We start from the raw sequence: 21,826 nt of genomic DNA on the forward strand, positions 1-21,826 counted from the left end.
CCAAAGGAACAAAACAAACAACAGCTTCAGCAGTTGCTAAAATTGAGACCTGGATGAATCAATATCCAAGAAAAATGTTCAAGTATCAGACACCATTTCAGATGTATCGGGGTGGCTAAATTAAATTTGCAATTTGCCTTTTTCAATTAATTTTTATTCTCTTTTCTCATCCTTTTACTGGCAGCTTCTGTATCCCACTTTCTTAATATTGATTATCATTTTTTAATTTTTCTATTTGCTTTAATATCTGTTCGTGTAAATTTTTAAGACTTCCAGAATTATCTATGACTACATCAGCATATTTGACTTTCTCGTCCATAGACATTTGCATTGCAATTCTTTCTTTGGCAGTTTTTTCAGTTAATAAATTTCTCTTCATTAAACGGTCTAATTGTAGTTTCGGTTGCGCTGATATTAGCCAAATTTCATCAAAATAAATTTGATAAGATTCTTCTATTAGTAGAGGAATATCCATAAAGAAAAGATCATGTTCTAAAGAGAGCTGATTCTTTTCTTTTAAAATCTCCTCCCGTATGATAGAATTTTGTAGCTTCCCAAGCCTTTGATTCACTTCAGGATTGCTAAAGACCTCTTCCGCAAGTTTTTGGCGTTTCATTTCCCCCATTTCGTCAAAATAATCGGATCCAAATTCTGAGAAAATCAAATTATAGAGACGACCACCAACTTTTTGTAAATCATGTACCAGATCATCTGCATCAAAGACAACAAAACCTTGTGAACGTAAAAACGACGTTACCGATGATTTCCCTGTTGCAATACCACCCGTCAATCCTATGGCTTTTTTCATTAGTATAGTATATCACTTTTTCAAAAGGCTTATAGAATCTATATATTCACAATATTATCTATAAACAATTTTCTTCACACTCTAAAATTAAAAAATCGAAGTATTACTACTCCGATTTTTTATATATAAAGTTTCTTCTTATACATATGGTTATGTCTGATACTAATCTTCAAAAGCATCAAGCTCTGGATACTCTGCATTCACAATTTTCACACAGTTTGAACAGAGATTAGTAAATTTATGATCATCCCCCACAGTTTCGTCTACACGACGACAACGTTGGCAAACTTCGCCCGGAGCCTTATCAACCAAAATATCTAAGCCATCAAAACGGATTGCTCCTTCAGGAGCTGTCACATTCTCTGAACCCGCAAATTCAAACCCTGAAACAATCAACAGTTGAGCCAAATTTTCATCAATTTCCTTGAGCATAGCTTTTGTTGGCTGATCAGCGTAAACTTTAACATAAGCTTCTTGAGAACGGCCGATGAGCTTTGTCTCGCGCGCTTTTTCAAGCGCCTTAAGGACTTTATCACGGAAGTCCATAAAGTTAGACCACTTTTCTTCAAGTTCATTTGTTACAGGATAATTTTTTGCTTGAGGCATCTCTGTCAAGTATGCAAATTTTTCTTTTTCAAATTCCAGATATGACCAAATTTCTTCAGCGGTATGAGGTAAAATTGGTACGATAAGTTTAGTCAAGTCAACCAAAATCTGATAGAAAACAGTTTGCATACGGCGACGAGCTAATGACTTCTTAGGCTCAATATAAATAACATCTTTTGCAAAATCCATATAGAAGCCTGATAAATCTGTCAGGAAGTTCGTAAGTTCTTTATAAACTGTCATAAAGCTGTAGCTTTCATAAGCTTTAAGTACTTTATCAACCAGCTTTGAAAACTTTTCCAAAGTATATTTATCTGCACTGCGAAGTTCCGAAAATTCTACAGAATCAAAAATTGGATTGAAATCAGAAGTATTCGCAAGAAGAAAACGGGTAGTATTGCGAATTTTTTTGTATTGTTCAGCGACTTGTTGGAGAATATCCATGGAAACACGAACATCAGATTCATAGTCAACTGAGGCCACCCAGAGACGAAGAATATCCGCACCAAGTTTCTTGGTTACATCAGAAGGCACAATTGTGTTGCCAAGTGACTTTGACATCTTACGACCTTTTCCGTCCAAGACAAAGCCTTGAGAGAGCACAGACTTGTAAGGGGCAATACCATTCACAGCAATTGAAGTTGTGATAGAAGAATTGAACCATCCCCGATATTGGTCAGATCCTTCAAGATAAAGATCAGCTGGATAAGACAGCTCAGGACGTGTGTTTAAAACACCATTCCATGAGGACCCTGAGTCAAACCAGACATCCATTATGTCATTTTCTTTAGTGAATTCCCCATTTGGCGAATGTTCATTGGTAAATCCTTCTGGTAATAGGTCTTTGGCTTCACGTTCAAACCAAACTTTAGAACCAAATTCAGAAAAGAGTTCAGCAATGTAATCTGTTGTCTCCTTAGTAATGATGGCTTCTCCATCTTCTCCATAGAATATTGGAAGTGGTACTCCCCAAGCACGTTGGCGTGAAATTACCCAGTCTCCTCGATCACGAACCATATTATAAAGCCGTGTTTTCCCCCAAGGGATGACCCAGCTAACATTTTCAACTGCAGTTAAGATTTCTGAACGGAATTTATCAATTGACGCAAACCATTGTGGCAAGGCACGATAGATAACAGGTTTCTTTGTACGCCAATCATGTGGATATGAATGCATAAAATAGTCAATGTGTAAAAGACGATCATTATCTTCAAGCCATTTTTGGATAGTTGGAATAGCTTCCTCGTAGAAAAGCCCTTCAAGACCTGGTGCATTTTCGTTAAAGCGGCCTTGGTTGTCTAAATCTTCAATAACCTCAATTTTGTACTTACGCGAGTAAAAATAGTCATCTTCACCATGATTAGGCGAGCTATGCACAAGGCCTGTACCCGAAGTTGTCTCAACATAATCACCAAGCATTACTAACGAAGTCCGATCATAGAAAGGATGTTTAGCTGTCATTTCATCAAGTTCTTGGCCTATGATTTCTTGAATAACTTCATAAGACTCCCAGCCAATCTTGGCAGCTACATCTTCGATTAAGTCTTTGGCTACCATAAATTTGCGATCAGCCACTTGAACAATGACATAAGTCACTTCTGGATTCACAAAGATACCACGATTTGATGGGAAGGTCCAGACAGTGGTTGTCCAAACGATAAATTCAGTATCAGCAGGGATCTTATCAGCTTTGTTATCCACAACTGAAAATGCAACATATAAGGATGGGGACTTTATATCAGCATACTCTATTTCAGCTTCAGCCAGTGCTGACTCAGAAGAAGGTGACCAATAGATTGGTTTAGCACCTCGATAAATGTAGCCTTTTTCAGCCATGGCACCGAAGACACGAATTTGTGCTGCTTCAAATTCAGGCTGAAGTGTTAAATAAGGATTTTCCCAATCACCAAGGACACCTAGTGACTTAAAATCAGCTCTTTGGGTATTGACCTGATCAAGAGCAAATTGACGACAAAGTTCTAAGTACTCAGTACGTGGCAATTCCTTACGCTTAATTCCCTTTTTAGCCAATTGCTGCTCAATTGGAAGACCGTGCGTATCCCAGCCAGGTACATAAGGACTACGAAAACCTGACATTGATTTATAACGAATGATGATATCTTTGGAAATCTTATTCAATGAATGCCCCAGATGAATATTACCATTTGCATAAGGAGGGCCATCATGAAGCATAAAGGAAGGTTTACCTTCATTTAGCTTTTGACGTGATTCGTAAAGTTTTTCGTCTTCCCACTTTTTTTGTGCAATTGGTTCCTTTGTTGGAAGACCAGCACGCATCGGAAATTCAGTTTTACCGAGATTTAAAGTATCTTTTATTTTCATAAATTTTTTCCTTTCATTGATGATTAAAAACATCATCATTACTGTTGCTATAAACATCTGATAACTGCTCTAAATACAAAAAGGGCAGTACACAGTTTTTCGCATTAAAGGACGAAAAACCGTGTTACCACCTTCATTCATTTACAGTCTCCTGTAAATCTCAAAACGCCTATATCGAGGCGAACCGGTCCAGCTTAATCTTTTCAGCCGAACTAAATTCAGATGATAATTATATAGGATGGACCATACTGCTCTCACCAACCAGTACTCGCTTTAGGGATCACTATAAAATTTTGTTCTGAAAAAATTTTTATATTTATTTAAGAAGACTCAGACTGCTTTGGAATCAGGCTCTGAAGACTCATGCTCTACTTCAACAGGTTCCTGAATTGCAGAAGATATATCGGGTGAATCATTTGAAGTTTCAGAATTGAGTGCATTTGTGAAGCTCTCAAGTGTTTCAGGAGCACGATCACCAACACGTTGGATTTCTTCACCTTTATCATTAATTGGCATAAAGTTTTGGCTAGTATGTTCAATGATTTCCCTAAGTTTTTCTTCAGTATCACCAACATAGATAGGTGACGGTTTAAGAATCTCATCCCAATCAGAAGATTTGATATTGGCTAATTGTCCTTCCATCAACATTGTAATACGTTGGTAGTAGCTACGCATACCACGTTTCAACTCATCAGATTCATGAACCAACCGTCGAGCTTCATCGTAAGTTGATTGAAGAATTTGACGTGCTTCACTATGAGTAGCATTCAAAATTTGTTCACCACGTTGAGCGGCATCACGATTAATACGCTCCGCATTGGACTCAGCTTGCAATTTTACACTATCTGCTGTTTCCTGAGCAACTAGAATTGAACGATTCAAAGTTTCCTTCATGTTATCAAAGTCATTCAAACGTACTTGCATCGTCTTGATGTCACGCTCTTGATCCTTAATCCGCTGAGCCATTTCATTATAGTCACGGATCACAATTTCTAGGAACTCGTCAACTTCTTGACGATTGTAACCCCTAAATTTTATATTAAAGGTTTTATTTTGCACGTCTAAACTATTGAGAGCCATATTTACCGTCCTTTTCGATTTAGATTTTTTTCAATCTCAACTTTAATTTTATCTTTTTTGCTTAAACCCAGTTGTCTGAGAATCTTTACTCGACCAAAGCCTCTAATTGAAAGTAAATCACCATCCTGTAAGCCAAAATCATTTCTATCCATCTCAGTATAATTTACCTTAACACGGTTAGATTGTATCATATTTACGGCCAAATTGCGAGGAATTGCAAGGCTAGACGCAATTACTTTATCGAGGCGAAGGGAACTAACCAGAATGGTTGTAAATTCAGATTCAGTTTCTGACTTAATCTGCTGGCTAAAATCAACTTCTTTAATACGAACTGACAGATTGTTGATTTTCTTGATACTCTGCATGAAATAATCTCGCAATTTTGAGTTCACATAAATTTGTGCTTTTCCATCAGATATTAATATATCACCAATTTCCCTACGATCTAATCCCGTCTCGTGGATGAATGTACCCAAAATTTGTCTATGAGAAATTGACCCAAACTTATTGGGATAATTAATTTCTAAGAGACTTATCTCAAAGTCTGGCATCTGAAGTTCATAGTAACTAGGAGCAATAATTACGCGTGCATATTCTAAGTCCCCATGAGATATAAACATCTTAAGTAAGTTTTTATTTACTATAAATTTTAAAATATCGCGTTCTCTTGGATTTAAAAAATGGCTAAGATGAATATACTGTTTATCTTGGACTTGCTTTGTCCAGTCCGTGGCCTTATCCAAAAAATCACGCTCAGAAAGCGCAAAATGTTGATAAATTGATTCCATTTCCTTAAGCCTCTCCGTATTGAAACTTTACAATTAGAAGATAATAAATAGAAACCTCTTTATAATTAGAAGAACAATCATCCCGATAAAGACCTTAAAGTCAAAAATTCCAAACCTAGTCGGAATTTTATCAAAGAGGCTAAGATAAGGATCGACAATTTTCCGAATAAAACGACCAATAAACGACTGATTAACTGAAGGCAGCCATGATAAAAACGCATAAATTAAAAGTACATAGGTATAGACATCAATCACTATGCTAACAAAATTGAGGATATAATATATTATCATTTATTAACTTTACTTTACTAAGCTGTTATAAAGCTTAATTAAATTGACTTAAGACAAGTCAAAACTTTCAAAGCCAGAACCACCTTGTGCCAAAAGACTTTCTTTAGCACCATCAACATCCACACCAGTTGGTGTGACAAGAAAACTCTGGCCACCAATATTTTGAATATCCCCATCAAGGATATAAGCAACACCCGTTAAGAAATCGATTGAACGACGTGCCTGTTGATCAGCCATGTTCTTAAAGTTAACAATCAAGGTTGTACCTGATTTAAGCATCTTACCCATTTCCATGATATCTGCATAGACATGCGGAACCGTCATAGTTATTTTTGAATTTGAAGGATTACCTATCATATTATTTTGAGATACCACTGTTGTTTGGCTTCCTACTGAAGTTGAGGCTGGACTTGAAGTTGATGCAGAACTTACATAAGCTGAAGAATTCATTCCAGAATTTGAACCAGGAACTGGTCGGCGAATAGCTGATGCGGCAGATGCCGCAGGAATTGGACGTTGAGGATTAGACTGTGCCTGTGATCGCGGAGCAGTTTGAACTCGTTGAGGAGTTGGCTCATGTACTGGAACTTCTTCGACATAGTCATCATCATCTTCGTCTTCGTCCTCGACAAAATAATTTCTTAATTTTTCAAACTGGTCGCGTAAACCCATGTGTTGGCTCCTTTAGTAGGTGTTCTTAATCTTCTAAGAATGAGCTCCCGATTCGAACCATGGTTGCTCCTTCTTGAATTGCTATCTTATAATCTCTTGACATTCCCATACTTAGTTCAGTACATAAAATATGTTCAAGATTCATTGCTTTAATTTCTTCTTGTAGCTTTTTTGTGGCACCGAAAATCTGGTGAAGTTGATGCTCATCTGCATCAATTGGGGCCATGGCCATTAAACCAATAATTTCTACATTACTTAATGTAGAAATTACCCTAACAGCTTCTAATACATTACTTGCGCTAAAGCCGTGTTTAGAATCTTCTCTTGAGATATTCACTTCAAGTAAACATTTAATCGGATGCTCTGCTCGTTTTGAAATTTCTTCAGCTAGCTGAATACTGTCTAAGGCATGGAAATAATCAATCGAATTGATTATCGTACGAACTTTCCGGCGCTGTAAGTTGCCAATGAGATGCCAATGAAGGTTCGTTAAATCTGTCAATGCTTCTTGTTTTTCTAGAAGCTTGTCTACTCTGTTCTCTGCCAAGTCAAACAAACCATTTCTCGGAAAGTTTCGAGCAAAATCAGAGTCACGATATTTTGTTACTGCAATAATCTTGACAGTCCCAATTTCACGTCCTGATGCCACTTCGGCTTCATGAACAGATTCAATAACATCTCTAACATTTTCATTTATTGGCATGAATTAACGATTACGTAAAAATGGTGGTGTATCCAAGTCTTCATCAGAACCACTTTGGAAACCGTTAAAAGTGTTTATGCTTGTAGATGGTGTTGAACCAATGTTTGGACGTGAACTTGTAGGGGCAGGGGTCTCACGACGGAGATCCCAATCACCAAATGCTGAAGGTTTTTGAGATTGTGACGAAAAATCATTTCTTGGAGTAGATTTCTGACGATTAGGGATTGTTGCATCAAACGCATTATTTCGTGCAGAAGTGTTTGAACCTAAGCCTGAAACACGATTTGATTCATCCCTAGAAACACCTGTTGCAACAACAGTCACTCGAATTTCATCCTTCAAAGTTTCATCGATTGAAGTACCAAGTAAGATATTAACATCATTTCCAGCAGCTGAAATAACAATTTCAGAAGCATCTTGAGCCTCTGTCAAAGTCATATCCATTCCACCCGTCACATTCAAGAGCACATTTTCAGCACCCTCAATAGTGGTTTCAAGAAGTGGTGAATATATGGCTTTACGAGTTGCTTCAAGCACACGATCTTCACCTTGTGCAGTGCCAATGCCCATCAAAGCATCGCCACGTTTTTCCATAACAGTTTTAACATCTGCAAAGTCAAGGTTAATCATACCAGGGCTTGTAATTAAATCTGAAATACCTTGAACGCCTTGGCGGAGGACATTATCTGCTTCACGTAAAGCCTCAGCCAAAGGGGTCTTTTTATCTACAATTTCAAGCAAATTATTGTTTGAGATAATCAGGAGCGTGTCAACATTCTCACGAAGATCTTCAATTCCTTGAGTCGCAAAATATGAACGTTTTGAGCCTTCAAAGCCAAACGGACGAGTCACAACCGCAACTGTCAAAGCGCCAAGCTCTTGAGCAACACCTGCAATAATGGGAGCTGCACCTGTACCAGTTCCTCCTCCCATACCGCAAGTGACAAAGACCATATCAGCACCACGTAAAGCCTCTGTAATTTGTTCAACTGATTCCTCAGCCGCCTTACGACCAACTTCTGGTTTTGCTCCAGCACCAAGCCCACGTGTCAATTTTGGACCGATTTGGATTACTCGATCGGCCTTTGAGAGACGAAGCGCTTGAACATCTGTATTTACGGCGATAAATTCTACGCCGTTAACACCTTCTTCTACCATACGATTTACAGCGTTTCCGCCACCACCACCAACGCCAATAACTTTGATGACTGCTCCAGTAGTGCTTTCTGTGTCAAATGAAAATTCCATTGTATAATTCCTTTAGTCAAACATGTTCGTTAAGATACCACGAACGCGGTTAACAAATCCTTCCTTTTCTTCTGGTTCTGCTTCAATACTCTTGTGAGATTGAGGGAGAGGCGTAACTGGAGCAACTGCTTCTTCATAATATTCAGTTGCCGATTGAGAAACAACCGGCTGAACAATGGCCGAAGCCACTGGAACTTCATAAACTGGACTTGGAGCAGGAACATCACCCATAACCGTACGGGTCACAAGTACTTCGATATCAGATCTGCCTGAGATATAGCTCACGACAGAAATGACTTGAGAATAAGCGGGGTTACGAAGCCCAACTTCGGCAGGAACATATAGTTTAACATTTTGTTCGAAAACTCGACTTGCTACATCTACAATACCAGGCATTGCAGCCGCTCCACCCAGAAGAACAACGCCACCAGGAAAACTATCCACGCGGTTCGTTTCAAGATCTTGACGAATTTTTTCAAAGATTTGAGCGACACGTGCTTCTACGATTTGAGACAGGTAGTATTCAGAAACTTGTTCAGGATCTGGTTTTCCAACCATGTCAACCAAGAAGAATTCCTCACGACTAGCACGTTCCGTAGAAGCTTCAGCATAGTTCAATTTAATATCTTCAGCTGACTTTACAGATGTGTTCAAGATATCAGAAATATCTTTCGTAACATAATCGCCTCCTTCTGGGCGCCAATTAACGTAACGAATTTGATCATCTTTAACAGCCGCAACGGTTGTTTGCCCAGCACCAAGATCAATCATCACAGTGCCAAACTCACGTTCCTGCTCAGACAAAACACGTTTAGACAAGGCAAGAGGTGAGACAACGATATTGCCAACTGAAAAGCCTGCACGCTCAATAGAAGTGATAATGTTATGAATCAAGGTCTTTGGTCCTGTATAAAGAACTCCCTTCATCTCAAGACGAACACCAAGCATACCACGTGGGTCTGAGATCTCAGAAAAACCATCTACGACAAACTCTGTAGGCTCCACAGCGATAATTTCACGTTCAGGAACAAGGCCCCGCATCAAAGCATTTTGGACAACTTCTACTACATCGTTGTCCATAATTTCTTTGCTTCCACCAGAAATCTGGACCATTCCTTGACATGGCTCAATTTGAAGTTGATTAGCAGGTATTGCAACATTTACTGTATCAATAACAATGCCAGCTTTTTCTTGAGCCGCATTAACTGCTTTACGAATCGACATTGCTGTTTTTTCAATATCGACGATAATCCCTTTACTGAGACCTTCTGCCTTTGCATTCCCGTTTCCAATGATATTCATCTCACCAGAAACATATTCCGCAACAAGCACTTTTATCGTATTAGTACCGATATCTATTCCAGTATAAAGTCCATTTTTCGCCATTAAATGGCTCCTTCCTTAATCCTTGGACACATTCCCATTATTCCAAATTAATATATTCACCCTGTATTCTACACAAAAAGGAGATAAAAAGCAAATTATTTTTTAATTTTTTTAGTTTTAAAAATCCCCTGTTTGGACTTTGTAACCTAATTGAAATACAAGAAATTGTCTATTATAAATTAGCTTATCTGCTAATTTTCTGGTAATCTTCACATTTAGCCGTTACTATACTCGAACGGTTTTCCCAATGGAAAAGATAGAAATCGTTCCACTACCTGTATGCGCACAGATTACTGGACCAAGCTGCCGAGTAATCACTTCTACATTTTTTAATGATTCTTCAAATATAGATTTTGCTTCTTCAGCTAAATTATCGTCTCCTGAATAGGAGATGATAATTTTTGGAAATGCAGGATCAAAATCCTCTATCGTATTTTGTATCAAAGTTCCAATAGCCTTTTTACTTCCTCGCACCTTAGCAACTGCTCTCAAGTGACCAGTCGGATCTACATCTAACACTGGTTTGATATTTACCATGGAGCCAAAGACCGCAGCAGTTTTGGAGATTCGCCCTCCCAAAGCCAGAAAATTTAAATCATCAACCATAAACCAGCTTTTTAAACGAGGAATAATATCGGCTAAAATGACTTGAGCTTCCTCTATAGAATTACCTGCATCTCTAAGCTTTACCAGCTCTTCAAGAAGGTAACCTTCTCCTGAGGCAGCTGCTAAACTATCAACTACAATGATTTTTGCCTTGGGGTATTTTTCAAGAACAAGGTCACGTGCAATATTTGCTGACTGGAAAGTTCCCGAAAGTCCTGAGGAGAACACTAAGTAAAAAATTTCTCTACCTAACTTTACATAACGTTCAAGAGCTTCTTGAATTTCACCCGTTGCAACAGCGCTGGTCTGAGCCTTTTTCCCAGCATTAATTTCAGCAATCAATGTCTTTGCATCAATGGCATCTGGGCCAACCGTATGCCGATTGACGCCATCGACGGAGATTTCCATTCCTAGAACTTCAATACCATAGCGTTCTATTAAGTCAGTTGTGAGATCTGCCGTTACATCTGTAAAAATTTGAAATGCCATATTATTTCTTCTCAGTTCTTTCTAGAATATCAATTCTTATTTCTAAAAATTTCGTACATCAGTACACTAGCGGCAACTGAAGCATTTAAGCTCTGTACATGCCCCACCATTGGAATTGTGATCATTTCATCAACTTGTTTCTTTAAATTTGGACTGATTCCATGTCCTTCATTACCGATAACCAATGCGACTTTCCCAGCTGTATTCCAATTAGTATAAGGAGTACCATCCATGTCTGTTCCAAAAATCCAAAAGTCCGATTCCTTCAGTTTATCAAGAACCTGTGAAATATTCGTCACACGAACTATTGGGACGTATTGTAGAGCACCCGTTGAAGCTTTAACTGCTATCGGTGTGATTCCGACCGATCGGTGCTTAGGGATAATAATCGCATCAACACCAGTCGCATCTGCTGTTCGAGCAATTGAGCCAAGATTGTGTGGGTCAGTCAATTCATCAAGAATCAAAATAGTTACTGACTTTTGTGATTCAACCTTTTTTAGTAGAGTTGAAAATTCCATATATTCAAACTCAGAAACGAATGCTACAAATCCCTGATGGACCCCGTTATCCGTCATTTTGGAAAGTTCTAATTTATCAACCCAGTCAATCTTTACTGATTTTACGCGGGCAAGTTCTTTAATTTTGTCCGTGTTCTTCCCGCGCAAATCTTGTTGCACAAAAAGTTTATTCACACGCCCAGACTCAAGTGCTTCAACAATTGCATGAAGGCCGTAAATCAAATCAGAATTTTCAAATTTTTGCATAGTTAATTATAACAAAAAAATCCGCTCGACGCGGATTTTATTTGTTTATCCGGCTTTCAAAGCGAGATATTATAAACTACACCTCCTGCGCTTATTTAAAATGCTTCCACAATTAAAAGGTTGTGGCGAGTTGATGTATAAGACTATTATATTTTAAGCAAGAGCACCCATCGGATCCCACGGAAGCAAAATAGCTGGCTCTGCTTCATAGGCAACCAACTCTGTGGCTGTCAAGAATTCTTTCCGAATAACAATTTGGTAAGTAAATTCATCCATCCATTCATCAGAAGCAACGAAATACCCCTTCTTACCAACATCTTCTCCCCATGAATTTTCAACTTTCCATTTGTTGGCTGAGCCATCTTCTTTCAAATCTACACCTGTCAGGACCATTGCGTGTGTCATCAAGCTTTCAGAATATTCAAGACGTGAGGCCTTGTCTTGAGTGAACTTGATATCAAGAGCTGAATCCCAATCATAAGCATCAAGTGTTAAAAGACCATCTTTACGATTGGACATTTGACCGACATCACACCCAAACCATACAGTTTCGCCTTGTTGCATTTGAGCAATAGCTAGTTCCTTAAAACGAGACATTTCGATATTTAAGTGTTTAACTGCTTTAGCACCTACTACATTACCGAGGAACTCAACTGTATAAGACTTGTTAAATGGTTTATCAGCTGTTGGTGCGTTAATAATTGAAACATACTCATTTAAATCAACACCTACAAACTGATCATAAAATTCTTTGGGTGTACCTGAAAATTTTGTGAAATTCTTTCCTTCCTTATCGCGGAAGCTAAAGTCAAAATTCTGTGGTGGAAGTCCTAAAGTAACTGCCAGATAATTAAAGATTTCCTTTAAAAGCATAACGCGCAAGAGTTCAACATCTTCAGAATTTTCTTTTGCTTCACGTAAGAGCTGTGCATCTTGACGAAGCAGTTTATTTAAATGCTGATCAAGCTCACGTGAGTTACTTGAAGCGATAGATTCTGGATAAACGGCCTTTGGCACGACCCCGTATTTTTGAAAGATAGCCACAATCATATCCCATTGTCCACCATCTCCTTGGGGTTCATTGAGCAAAAATTTTAACTTACGGTCATCCATATCATAGTTGCTAATGATTTGTTCCATGAACCAGTTTGATTTTTCATACTTATCCCAGAAGAAAGTATAGGCTTGTGAAAGTTCAAATTCGCCAAGATTTAGTCCCTTAATCATTTTATGGCGGAATGTATTTAGTGCCGCGAACATCCAGCAACGGCCTGAAGCCTTTTGATTCGCAACAGGATCCTTTGTCAAATCAATTGAAAACTCTTGAACATTATTTGCATGCGAACTACGTCGTTCAAGTGCGTTTAACAACCCATTTTTTGTAACTGCATTTTCAACAGCACGATATTTTGAGTTTGAGGCAAAGTCATCATAGAGTGACTGAGTAAAATCATTTTTTAATTCTGTCATTTATTGTTTTCTTTCTAAACTATATTGTAGCTATTATATCTAAATTTTCAGAAAATTTAAAGCATTTTTTCTGAGTTATGAAAATTGCCGAAATAACAGTTTAAATCATATTGTGTAAAAGTTTAATCAGAGTGGCTGCAGAGTGGCGACCTGCCTCAATGACAAACTCATCAAATTTCAAATTGGCATCATGCCTTGCTGTGTCGGAGATAGCACGAATAACTACAAAGGGTTTTTTCAAGGCCGTAGCAGCTTGGGCTATAGAAGCACCTTCCATTTCAACCGCCAAAACATCAGGAAAATGTGATTTTATCTCCCGAATTTTGTCATCGCTAGCAATAAAGCTGTCTGAACTCGTAATTAAGCCAACTTTTAGATTAGCGATAATTTTTTTTAGCTCAGAGATAAAATACTTGCTTGATTCATAATACAAGGGTTGTTGTGCCATTTGACCAAATTTGTAGCCAAAGGCAGTCACATCAACATCATGATATGCCAAACGTTCTGCCACAACAACATCACCTATTTGAAGAGACTCATTAACAGCACCTGCTGATCCTGAATTAATGATTGCGTCTACTTCAAAAATCTCAGCTAAGAATGATACCGCCATTGCACTCATAACTTTCCCAATTCCAGATTGGATGAGTACCACCTCGTGTTTTCCAATAGATCCTGTGTGAAAAATGTAGCCAAAGCGAGATTTCTTTTCAGCATTTTCAAGATTACTTTCAAGCACACGCAATTCTTCTTCCATTGCGCAGATAATTCCTATTTTCATATTTGACTCATTTCTTCAATTTATTAAGACCAAGGACTAAAAATAATCCAAGCTATCATGGCAATCAAAACTGCCCAAAGGATGAAAAGATACTTTAGTAAACTTTTCCCACGCTTTTGGGTCTTGGCATTTTCTATTCGCCGACTCTTATAAATGGATTTCTTTTGGAGCCTTCTCTGTTCCTCATCATACTTGCGAGCAAGCTCTGTATCTTTTTCCATATCATAACGGAGATTTTCCTCTAAGCGTTCACGCTTCAATCGAGCCTCTTTGACGATATCATCAGTTAATAGTGGTTTTTTAGGCATGTTATTTACTTCTTAATCGAATTAATTCCCAATATTGCAGTGCAATCAGGGTTTTTGCATCTTGAATCTCACCTTGAGCAATCAATTTTTGAACTTCATCAAAAGTCATCTCAATAACTTCAATAAGCTCACCGATATCTGCTGGCTTAGCATTTTGGACTTTCGTTAATCCTCTTGCTTCAAAAAGAATGTTTACTTCATTACTTATGCCAGGTGAGACATAAAATTCATGAATTTTCTTGAGATGAGACGCATGATAGTCTGTCTCTTCCTCAAGCTCCCGTAATACTGCATTTTCGAGATTAGAATATTCACCTTCTTCAAGCTTTCCAGCTGGAACTTCGTAAATCATTTTTTCTAAAGGTTTTCTGAATTGACGTTCTAGAATTACCTTATCTTCATCAGTGATAGCAAGTACCGATATGCCACCTGGATGGAAAACTAATTCACGAGTCTGCTGGCCTAATCCATTGGGTAATTCTACCGTATCAACCTTAACCTCTATGATCTTGCCTTTAAATATTTCTTTACTTGAAACTGTTCTTTCTGTAAAATTCATGCCTATCCTTTAAACAACAAAGATTTTGAAATAAACTCAAAATCTCTGTTAACTTCCTCTACTGCATTAAATTCATGTAAAATATTACTCACCACGGTAATGGGGTAACTTTTTGGCTAAGCCATTTTTATCAATTTGACGGCTACGACCTATTGCAACACTATTTTCTGCCACATCCCTAGTGATAGTAGATCCACCTGCTGTAACAGCATTCCTACCAATATGAACTGGGGCAATAATCGTGGAATTCGAGCCAATAAAGGCAAAGTCCTCAATTTCAGTTAAAAATTTATTTTTGCCATCAAAGTTAGCAGTAATTGTACCAGCACCAAAGTTAACTTTTTCTCCTACAACTGCATTGCCAATATAAGTCAAGTGACCAGCTTTTGTTGCACGTCCAAGGCTTGAGCTCTTAACTTCAACATAATTACCAATGTGAACCTCTTCATGAAGGACAGTCCCTAGGCGTAAGTGTGCATATGGTCCACAATCTGACTGTCGTTCCATGGTTGAACCTTCAACTGTTGAATTATTGATGGTCACATTCCCGTAAATCGTTGAATCCTCAATGCGTGAGCCATTTGTAATCAAGCACTTTCGACCAATAACGGTTTTACCTTTGATGGTGACATTACCTTCAATAATTGTATCTGTTCCAATGGTAACATCCGCCCCTATATATGTCGTATCAGGATCAATCAAAGTGACACCATTAAGCATGTGTTTCAAGTTAATCCGAGCACGAAAAGTCTTTTCAGCCTGTGCTAGTTGCACACGATCATTAACACCTAAACTTTCATCAAAATTTTCTAAAGTATAACCTGAAACTTTTTCACCAATGGTCTTCAAGATTTCGATAACATCGGTCAAATAAAGCTCACCTTGAGTATTGTTTGTATTTAAGCGGGAGAGAGCTAAAAATAATTTATGATTATCAAATACGTAAATACCAGTATTTACTTCTTGGATTTTTCTCTCTTCTTCGGTTGCATCTTTTTGCTCAACAATCTTAACAATTTCACCATTTTCGCGAATAATACGTCCATAACCAAATGGGTTTGTAGCAATTCCTGTTAACACCGTGACTGCTGAACCTGATATTTCATGAAATTTCATCAATTTCTGCAAAGATTCTTTGGTAATGAGTGGCATATCTCCATAACCAACAATAGTTATTCCCTCAGCAGTACCAAGAAGTGGACGAACCATAGCAACAGCATGGCCTGTTCCTTTTTGCTCAAATTGCTCAACAAAACGAGTATAATCTGGCAAAGCATCTATAACCTTATCAGATCCAAAACCAACCACAACAAAACTTTCATCAAGTGACAAAGCTTTGAAGTTTTCAATAACATGGCTAATCATCGGTTTATCCGCTACCTTGTGTAAAACTTTAGGTAGCTCAGATTTCATTCGCGTTCCCTTTCCGGCTGCGAGAATAATTGCATATTTTTTCATAAATTGCTCCATTTCTTTTGCTAGAAATCATTACTCGGTTAATTATATCATTTTATTATGGTAAAATTTAACCATGAAAATAGGATTTATCGGTGCCGGAAAAATGGCACAAGCAATCATCGCTGGGCTTCCTAACAAGTCCGAAATATTACTTTCCGGTCGAGATTTTGAAAAAAGTAAACAAACTGCCCTTCAACTTGGAGTAAAAGCATGTCAGAGTAATTTAGAGCTGGTAAAACGTTCGAATGTCATCATTCTTTCTGTCAAACCTCAAGTTCTGCCTGCCGTTTTAAAAGAAATTAAAGATGAACTGACAGATGAAAAAACTCTTGTTTCAATAGCTACTGGAATTAGACTTGATAAACTTGAAGAGATGACCTCTAAAAAGCAAGCTATCATCCGTGTCATGCCAAATGTGAATGCGGCAATACAGAAATCTACCAGTGCAATTGTTGCTAACAACGCTGTTGAGTCTTCAGTCTACAAATTTGTAAAAGAGCTTTTTCAAAAAGTTGGCTCTGTCTTTGAACTGGCTGAAAATGATTTCATGACTTTTGGTGCCTTAGCAGGTTCAAGCCCAGCGTATATTTATATGTTTATCGATGCCATGGCGCGTGCTGGTGTTCTACATGGTCTTCCTAAAGATGTGGCAACAAAAATTGTTGCAGAGACAGTTGCTGGGTCTGCCCAAAACGTAATTATTTCAGGAATTCATCCGCAAGCGTTGGCTGATTCTGTAGCCAGCCCTGGTGGAACGACAATTGCAGGAATTGTCTCGCTTGAAAAGCATAACTTCAATGCGGCCGTAATTTCAGCTATAGATGAAACAATTAATAAAGAGAAATCGATTTAAAAGAGATAAAAAAATAGAATTCATTGGTGAATTCTATTTTTTTATCTCTTCACATTACAGAATCCATTTTTTGATAGATGGAATTCTTTGGAGGGCGGGTAAGATAATCATAATCACGATTGTTCGGAAAGGAATTTGCCAAAGTAAAGGTAAACGTGTCATCAAATAAACTGAGAAAGGGTTATGATAAAGGATTGAAACCCACAAAGTGTTGAAAAAAACAGTGTCAACTAGCATGATTACAGCTACAGCAATCAATACATATAGCCAATCTTTCCATGAATTCCACGCCAATTGTTTCTTGTAGAAAAAAAGGCCATAAATTATACCTACAATAATTGCAGAGAAAGTAAAGCCAGGAAAATAACCAAAGTGGCCAAAGAGTAGGGTTGAAACAACATCCCCAATACCCATGGCAATACCTGTCCAAAGGCTACCAGCGAATGCACCTATGACAGTATTCACTATAAAGCTAAAGCCAACCTGGACAATGTTTGTGCCAAAGGTAAGAAATGTACCAACTATGACATCTAGGGCAACAAAGATTGCCAGCAATACGACAAGTCGAAGATTTAACTTCGCCATACGAAAACTTTTCATAAAAAAAGCTCCTTCTAAAAAATATGAAGTGAGCTGTAAAAATTTGTTATATTTTACAGCGGACGCGAGCAAGTACCGCGCTGGCGAACCAGCTTCGTCCATGACCAACATCCCGTGTCATGGCACTTAACGCAACTTACCCTACTCTGTATGAGTAAATAGATTATAACACATTCAGATCCAGCTATTGTCTTTTATCTTTATAAGTCAATACTAAAAAAGCATAAACATTCGTCTATGCTTTTTTAGTATTGACTTATATGAAATTTTATTACTTAACTTTTACAGATTCAGTAATTACTTCAACAGCTCTCTTCATCTTGATATCATGTTCAAGCATTGACACAGGGAGCATTTTCTTAATTTGATCAACGGGGAGATTATATTGAGTTGCAAGATCAGCAACTTCAGCTTCAACTTCATCAGTACTAACTTCAAAGTTTTCAGCATCTGCAATAGCTTCAATGACAAGATTTGTCTTCACACGAGCTTCTGCGTCTTCTGCATATTGTTCGTGCATCTGGTCTTCAGTTGTTCCAGTAAGTTGGAAGTACATCTCAGGTGAGATACCTTGTTGTTGCATACCTCCCAGAAATTCATTCATCGCACGATGAATTTCTTCGTGAATCATAGCTTCTGGAATTTCATCAATCGTTGCGTTAGCAACAGCAGCCTCGATTGCTGCCGATTCAACAGCATCCTTGTATTCTTCTTCTTTAGATGTAGCAATTTCTTCTCTGTACTTAGCCTTAAGTTCGTCCAAAGTTTCTACTGAATCATCAATATCTTTTGCAAGCTCATCATCAAGTTCTGGTATTTCTTTAGCTTTTACTTCGTGAACTTTTGTTGCAAACACAGCTGCCTTACCAGCTAATTCAGCTGCTTGGTAATCTTCAGGAAAAGTCACTTCAACAGAAGCTTCGTCGCCTGCTTTGGATCCAATCAATTGATCTTCAAAGCCAGGTATGAATGAACCTGAGCCTAATTCAAGGCTGTAGTTATTACCTTTCCCACCATCAAATTCAACACCATCAACTGTGCCATTGAAATCAATCACAACTGTATCGCCTTTTTCTGCTGCTTCTTCTTTAAGAACAAGTTCAGCCATACGACCTTGTGCAGCTGATAACCGTGAATCAACATCAGCATCTGAGACTTCTTTGTCAATATTAACGGAAACTTCAAGATCCTTGTAGTTACCAAGTTTAACTTCAGGCTTAGTAGTTACTTTTGCAGTCATTTCCCAATCTGTACCTTTATTAATTGAAACAATGTCAATTTCAGGTTGAGCAACAGATTCAATATTTGCTTCTGCAGCAGCAGCAACAAATGCTTCTTCAAGGACCTCGTTTACAGCATCTTGGTAAAGAGCTTCTTCACCAAACATACGGTTAAACATTTCACGTGTGATCTTGCCCTTACGGAAGCCTGGAACTGTAATATTGCCTTTTTGTTTTTTAAAAGCGGCGTCAAGACCTTTCTTTTGAAGCTCTTGATTGATTGAAAAGTTAAGTGTACCTGTAGTTGCACCTGTTTTTTCAAAAATTGCTGTCATTTGATTTCTCTCCTTCAGTGTCTCTGCGCATTTACACTCCAGATGCACTGTTACTAAATTTAATCTTTTGTCGTATTTCGAAAAATTCGTACTTGTTCAGATTAACATAAAATCAGATTTATTTCAAGAAAAAAGGGCTTAAAAGCCCATAACTACTTACTTTAGATTAGCTTAGAAGCTCCGTATTTTAGATCTCTTTAGGCTTTACCTGGTACTTTAAATGTATCTTCCATAGGAATACGTTCAAGATCAGCTCCAAGTGCACGAAGCTTTTCAACAAAATGCCAATAACCACGATCTAAATGATGAAGTTTTGTAACAGAAGTCTCGCCTTCCGCCACAAGTCCAGCCAAGATCAAAGCAGCAGCAGCCCGTAGGTCGGTTGCTTTAACTTCAGCACCTTGCAAATTGTCAGTTCCTTGGATAATAGCACGATTTCCAAGAATTTCAGTTTCTAGCCCCATACGTGACATTTCAACTAAGTGTTGAAATCGATTTTCAAAAACTGTCTCATACATATCAGACTCACCATCAGCAACCGCTTGTGCAACCGTCATTTGTGCTTGCATATCAGTTGGAAAACCTGGATGTGGCATCGTCTTTACGGTTGTTGGCTTTAAACGATCTGGCCCAATCACTCGAAGTCCATCATTTTCTTCAATGAACTCAACTCCCATTTCTGAGAGCTTTGAAATTAGAGGGCGGTTGTGTTCAGAAATAGCATCAGCTATCAAAACATTTCCTTTTGTAATAGCCGCAGCCACCATGAAAGTTCCAGCTTCAATGCGATCTTGGACAACTGAGTGGTTAGCCCCGTGCATTTTTTCAACGCCTTCAATACGGATAGTATCTGTGCCGGCACCACGTACCTTTGCTCCCATCTTATTCAAGAGGTTTGCCAAGTCAACAATCTCTGGTTCTTTTGCAGCATTAGAAATGATCGTTTTACCGTCGGCTAATGTTGCAGCCATCATCAGGTTTTGTGTTGCACCAACTGAAGGAAAATCAAGATAGATCTTTGCGCCTACCAAATGATTGGTTAAAGCTTCAATATAACCATTCTTTTGAGTAATTGTTACACCCATCTGAGCAAGACCACGTAGGTGCAAATCAATTGGACGCGATCCAATTGAGCAACCACCTGGCAATGCAACCAAAGCTCGACCATTTCGAGCAATAATCGGACCCATAACTACGATTGATGCACGCATCTTAGTAACAAATTCGTAAGGCGCTTTTGATTTTACATTTTGCGTTGAATGAATGGTGATTTTTTTTGCTTCACGATCAAATTCAAGTGGAATATCAAGGTTATTAACCAAGCTAGACATTGTTTCAACATCCGATAAAATTGGGACATTGCTTAAAACCGTATCACCTTCAGAGGGCAAAATTGAGGCAGCTAAAAGCGGTAAAACCGCGTTTTTGGCACCCTCAATTTCTACGGTACCAGTCAAGCGTGTTTGCCCACCCTTGACAACTATTTTTTCTTCCATTGTTTGGATTAACTCCTTGTTACTGAGACTTGGTACACAATCACGCACCTTGTCTCTTCATTTTGGATTAATTCTTTCCTTTTAAACTATTTGATTATATCATAAATCATAAAGCTTCGGACTCTTTCCTCCCTATTTGGACCTTACGCCTTTAATAGCTTGATAACTTGAGTAGCCTGATACTTGTTCAAACTCTCGGTCCAGTTGTTTCTCTTGACCGATTGAAGGAACGACTTTTTTGAAAGCTTGATAGGCTAAAAGAAATTTTTTTTCGTCAACTTTTGCCTCGTAGTAGTTTTCAACCTGATTTAAAAAAGCGATCACAATCGCCATTTCTTCAGGTGTCCATGACAAGCTAAGAGGATATTGATAATTCTCAGACAAGTTTATCTTCCTTTAATTTTTCTTCTTTGGATGCTGCCATCTCCACTCGTCGATAATCACGTGGCAAGAATGCTCGAATGTCATCCTCGTTAAACCCTATCTGGAGTCGCTTATCGTCTAAGATAATTGGGCGACGCAACAAAGAAGGGTTTTTTTCAATTAAGTCAATTAACTCGTTCACTGACAAGGATTCAACATCTACGTCTAATTTTTGAAAGATCTTTGAACGCATCGAAATAATATCTCCCGTTCCATTATCCGTCTTTGATAATATTTCACGGAGTGAATCAGCAGACAAAGCCTGAGTAAAAATATTATGTTCGTTGTAATTTACCTTGTGATCTGTCAGCCAAGAACGAGCTTTTCGGCAGCTGGTACAGCTCGGTGATAAATAAAGTTCTACCATAGATTCCGCACTTTCTAATACTTTATAATGATTATATCAAATTATTTTTACATAGCAAATCGAATTGAAATATTGTAAGTGTCAAATAATTGGCTGTAAATCTTCAAAACTGAATTTTTGTTTATATTTTAAAGCCCATCCTGAGCTTATGAGATCCAAGATGTACTTG

General features: G+C 38.1%; 21 protein-coding genes, 2 pseudogenes and 1 riboswitch. Of the genes and pseudogenes, 2 read left to right on the top strand and 21 right to left on the bottom strand.

All coding sequences use genetic code 11. The annotated features are described in order from the left end of the window. Nucleotides 1-119: pseudogene (locus HNQ37_RS08740) on the top strand (IS30 family transposase); the annotation flags it as partial. Nucleotides 120-202: 83 nt separating this feature from the next. Here HNQ37_RS08740 and coaE read toward each other — a convergent pair. From coaE to glmU, 16 genes and pseudogenes are all read right to left on the bottom strand, one after another. Next, nucleotides 203-808, bottom strand: a complete 606-nt coding sequence (coaE, locus tag HNQ37_RS06950; protein ID WP_183540664.1) for a dephospho-CoA kinase — start codon at nt 806-808, stop codon at nt 203-205. Between the two features lie 162 nt (nt 809-970). Next, on the bottom strand, nt 971-3,757 hold the full coding sequence (ileS, locus tag HNQ37_RS06955) for an isoleucine--tRNA ligase (RefSeq protein ID WP_183540666.1): 2,787 nt from the start codon (nt 3,755-3,757) through the stop codon (nt 971-973). A gap of 330 nt (nt 3,758-4,087) precedes the next feature. Beyond that, nucleotides 4,088-4,837 (bottom strand): DivIVA domain-containing protein, encoded by a 750-nt coding sequence (locus HNQ37_RS06960; protein ID WP_183540668.1) that lies wholly within the window; start codon nt 4,835-4,837, stop codon nt 4,088-4,090. A gap of 2 nt (nt 4,838-4,839) precedes the next feature. Next, nucleotides 4,840-5,625 (bottom strand): YlmH family RNA-binding protein, encoded by a 786-nt coding sequence (locus HNQ37_RS06965; protein ID WP_183540670.1) that lies wholly within the window; start codon nt 5,623-5,625, stop codon nt 4,840-4,842. Between the two features lie 33 nt (nt 5,626-5,658). Continuing rightward, complete coding sequence (locus HNQ37_RS06970) at nt 5,659-5,916, bottom strand: YggT family protein (protein ID WP_183540672.1); 258 nt, start codon at nt 5,914-5,916, stop codon at nt 5,659-5,661. 48 nt (nt 5,917-5,964) lie between these two features. Continuing rightward, nucleotides 5,965-6,588 (bottom strand): cell division protein SepF, encoded by a 624-nt coding sequence (locus HNQ37_RS06975; RefSeq protein ID WP_183540674.1) that lies wholly within the window; start codon nt 6,586-6,588, stop codon nt 5,965-5,967. Nucleotides 6,589-6,613: 25 nt separating this feature from the next. Then, nucleotides 6,614-7,291: a YggS family pyridoxal phosphate-dependent enzyme gene (locus HNQ37_RS06980; RefSeq protein ID WP_183540677.1), complete on the bottom strand. Its 678-nt coding sequence runs from the start codon at nt 7,289-7,291 to the stop codon at nt 6,614-6,616. 296 nt (nt 7,292-7,587) lie between these two features. Continuing rightward, nucleotides 7,588-8,539, bottom strand: a pseudogene (gene ftsZ / locus HNQ37_RS06985) (cell division protein FtsZ); the annotation flags it as partial. Between the two features lie 12 nt (nt 8,540-8,551). Further along, nucleotides 8,552-9,925 (bottom strand): cell division protein FtsA, encoded by a 1,374-nt coding sequence (gene ftsA, locus HNQ37_RS06990; protein ID WP_183540681.1) that lies wholly within the window; start codon nt 9,923-9,925, stop codon nt 8,552-8,554. A gap of 225 nt (nt 9,926-10,150) precedes the next feature. Continuing rightward, entirely contained in the window at nt 10,151-11,020 is an 870-nt protein-coding gene (locus HNQ37_RS06995) for a DegV family protein (RefSeq protein ID WP_183540683.1), read from the bottom strand. Between the two features lie 29 nt (nt 11,021-11,049). Beyond that, a complete protein-coding gene (gene rlmB / locus HNQ37_RS07000; RefSeq protein WP_183540685.1) occupies nt 11,050-11,787 on the bottom strand; it encodes a 23S rRNA (guanosine(2251)-2'-O)-methyltransferase RlmB in 738 nt (245 codons plus the stop codon). A 153-nt stretch (nt 11,788-11,940) separates the two neighbouring features. Then, nucleotides 11,941-13,257, bottom strand: coding sequence for an aminopeptidase C (gene pepC, locus HNQ37_RS07005; protein ID WP_183540687.1), 1,317 nt, complete (start codon nt 13,255-13,257; stop codon nt 11,941-11,943). A gap of 100 nt (nt 13,258-13,357) precedes the next feature. Further along, a complete protein-coding gene (locus HNQ37_RS07010; RefSeq protein WP_183540689.1) occupies nt 13,358-14,038 on the bottom strand; it encodes a 5'-methylthioadenosine/adenosylhomocysteine nucleosidase in 681 nt (226 codons plus the stop codon). Between the two features lie 23 nt (nt 14,039-14,061). Further along, the gene (gene macP, locus HNQ37_RS07015; RefSeq protein WP_183540691.1) at nt 14,062-14,346 is read right to left on the bottom strand and encodes a cell wall synthase accessory phosphoprotein MacP; all 285 of its coding nucleotides are present in this window, start codon (nt 14,344-14,346) and stop codon (nt 14,062-14,064) included. A gap of 1 nt (nt 14,347) precedes the next feature. Next, entirely contained in the window at nt 14,348-14,905 is a 558-nt protein-coding gene (locus HNQ37_RS07020; protein WP_183540693.1) for an NUDIX hydrolase, read from the bottom strand. An 84-nt stretch (nt 14,906-14,989) separates the two neighbouring features. Then, on the bottom strand, nt 14,990-16,363 hold the full coding sequence (gene glmU / locus HNQ37_RS07025; protein WP_183540695.1) for a bifunctional UDP-N-acetylglucosamine diphosphorylase/glucosamine-1-phosphate N-acetyltransferase GlmU: 1,374 nt from the start codon (nt 16,361-16,363) through the stop codon (nt 14,990-14,992). A gap of 73 nt (nt 16,364-16,436) precedes the next feature. Here glmU and proC point away from each other — a divergent pair, with 73 nt between their 5' ends. Beyond that, the gene (gene proC, locus HNQ37_RS07030) at nt 16,437-17,216 is read left to right on the top strand and encodes a pyrroline-5-carboxylate reductase (RefSeq protein ID WP_183540697.1); all 780 of its coding nucleotides are present in this window, start codon (nt 16,437-16,439) and stop codon (nt 17,214-17,216) included. Nucleotides 17,217-17,270: 54 nt separating this feature from the next. Here proC and HNQ37_RS07035 read toward each other — a convergent pair whose 3' ends face one another. From HNQ37_RS07035 to spx, 5 genes are all read right to left on the bottom strand, one after another. Continuing rightward, nucleotides 17,271-17,816, bottom strand: coding sequence for a folate family ECF transporter S component (locus HNQ37_RS07035; protein WP_183540699.1), 546 nt, complete (start codon nt 17,814-17,816; stop codon nt 17,271-17,273). Between the two features lie 54 nt (nt 17,817-17,870). Beyond that, a riboswitch (THF riboswitch) is annotated at nt 17,871-17,967 on the bottom strand. Between the two features lie 120 nt (nt 17,968-18,087). Then, entirely contained in the window at nt 18,088-19,371 is a 1,284-nt protein-coding gene (gene tig, locus HNQ37_RS07040) for a trigger factor (protein WP_183540701.1), read from the bottom strand. Between the two features lie 197 nt (nt 19,372-19,568). After that, nucleotides 19,569-20,867, bottom strand: coding sequence for a UDP-N-acetylglucosamine 1-carboxyvinyltransferase (gene murA, locus HNQ37_RS07045; protein WP_183540703.1), 1,299 nt, complete (start codon nt 20,865-20,867; stop codon nt 19,569-19,571). 132 nt (nt 20,868-20,999) lie between these two features. Next, nucleotides 21,000-21,251, bottom strand: a complete 252-nt coding sequence (locus HNQ37_RS07050; protein ID WP_183540705.1) for a UPF0223 family protein — start codon at nt 21,249-21,251, stop codon at nt 21,000-21,002. Next, complete coding sequence (gene spx, locus HNQ37_RS07055; protein ID WP_183540707.1) at nt 21,244-21,657, bottom strand: transcriptional regulator Spx; 414 nt, start codon at nt 21,655-21,657, stop codon at nt 21,244-21,246. Before spx ends, HNQ37_RS07050 begins: the two co-directional genes overlap by 8 nt. Nucleotides 21,658-21,826 lie beyond the last annotated feature (169 nt).

Origin of the sequence: Lactovum miscens (assembly GCF_014202895.1) — a bacterium.
Classification (GTDB): Bacteria; Bacillota; Bacilli; order Lactobacillales; family Streptococcaceae; genus Lactovum; species Lactovum miscens.

Excerpts from the sequence above, each read along its gene's own strand:
- coaE (WP_183540664.1), bottom strand. The coding sequence starts at position 808 with ATGAAAAAAGCCATAGGATTGACGGGTGGTATTGCAACAGGGAAATCA.
- ileS (WP_183540666.1), bottom strand. The coding sequence starts at position 3,757 with ATGAAAATAAAAGATACTTTAAATCTCGGTAAAACTGAATTTCCGATG.
- HNQ37_RS06960 (WP_183540668.1), bottom strand. The coding sequence starts at position 4,837 with ATGGCTCTCAATAGTTTAGACGTGCAAAATAAAACCTTTAATATAAAA.
- HNQ37_RS06965 (WP_183540670.1), bottom strand. The coding sequence starts at position 5,625 with ATGGAATCAATTTATCAACATTTTGCGCTTTCTGAGCGTGATTTTTTG.
- HNQ37_RS06970 (WP_183540672.1), bottom strand. The coding sequence starts at position 5,916 with ATGATAATATATTATATCCTCAATTTTGTTAGCATAGTGATTGATGTC.
- HNQ37_RS06975 (WP_183540674.1), bottom strand. The coding sequence starts at position 6,588 with ATGGGTTTACGCGACCAGTTTGAAAAATTAAGAAATTATTTTGTCGAG.
- HNQ37_RS06980 (WP_183540677.1), bottom strand. The coding sequence starts at position 7,291 with ATGCCAATAAATGAAAATGTTAGAGATGTTATTGAATCTGTTCATGAA.
- ftsA (WP_183540681.1), bottom strand. The coding sequence starts at position 9,925 with ATGGCGAAAAATGGACTTTATACTGGAATAGATATCGGTACTAATACG.
- HNQ37_RS06995 (WP_183540683.1), bottom strand. The coding sequence starts at position 11,020 with ATGGCATTTCAAATTTTTACAGATGTAACGGCAGATCTCACAACTGAC.
- rlmB (WP_183540685.1), bottom strand. The coding sequence starts at position 11,787 with ATGCAAAAATTTGAAAATTCTGATTTGATTTACGGCCTTCATGCAATT.
- pepC (WP_183540687.1), bottom strand. The coding sequence starts at position 13,257 with ATGACAGAATTAAAAAATGATTTTACTCAGTCACTCTATGATGACTTT.
- HNQ37_RS07010 (WP_183540689.1), bottom strand. The coding sequence starts at position 14,038 with ATGAAAATAGGAATTATCTGCGCAATGGAAGAAGAATTGCGTGTGCTT.
- macP (WP_183540691.1), bottom strand. The coding sequence starts at position 14,346 with ATGCCTAAAAAACCACTATTAACTGATGATATCGTCAAAGAGGCTCGA.
- HNQ37_RS07020 (WP_183540693.1), bottom strand. The coding sequence starts at position 14,905 with ATGAATTTTACAGAAAGAACAGTTTCAAGTAAAGAAATATTTAAAGGC.
- glmU (WP_183540695.1), bottom strand. The coding sequence starts at position 16,363 with ATGAAAAAATATGCAATTATTCTCGCAGCCGGAAAGGGAACGCGAATG.
- proC (WP_183540697.1), top strand. The coding sequence starts at position 16,437 with ATGAAAATAGGATTTATCGGTGCCGGAAAAATGGCACAAGCAATCATC.
- HNQ37_RS07035 (WP_183540699.1), bottom strand. The coding sequence starts at position 17,816 with ATGAAAAGTTTTCGTATGGCGAAGTTAAATCTTCGACTTGTCGTATTG.
- tig (WP_183540701.1), bottom strand. The coding sequence starts at position 19,371 with ATGACAGCAATTTTTGAAAAAACAGGTGCAACTACAGGTACACTTAAC.
- murA (WP_183540703.1), bottom strand. The coding sequence starts at position 20,867 with ATGGAAGAAAAAATAGTTGTCAAGGGTGGGCAAACACGCTTGACTGGT.
- spx (WP_183540707.1), bottom strand. The coding sequence starts at position 21,657 with ATGGTAGAACTTTATTTATCACCGAGCTGTACCAGCTGCCGAAAAGCT.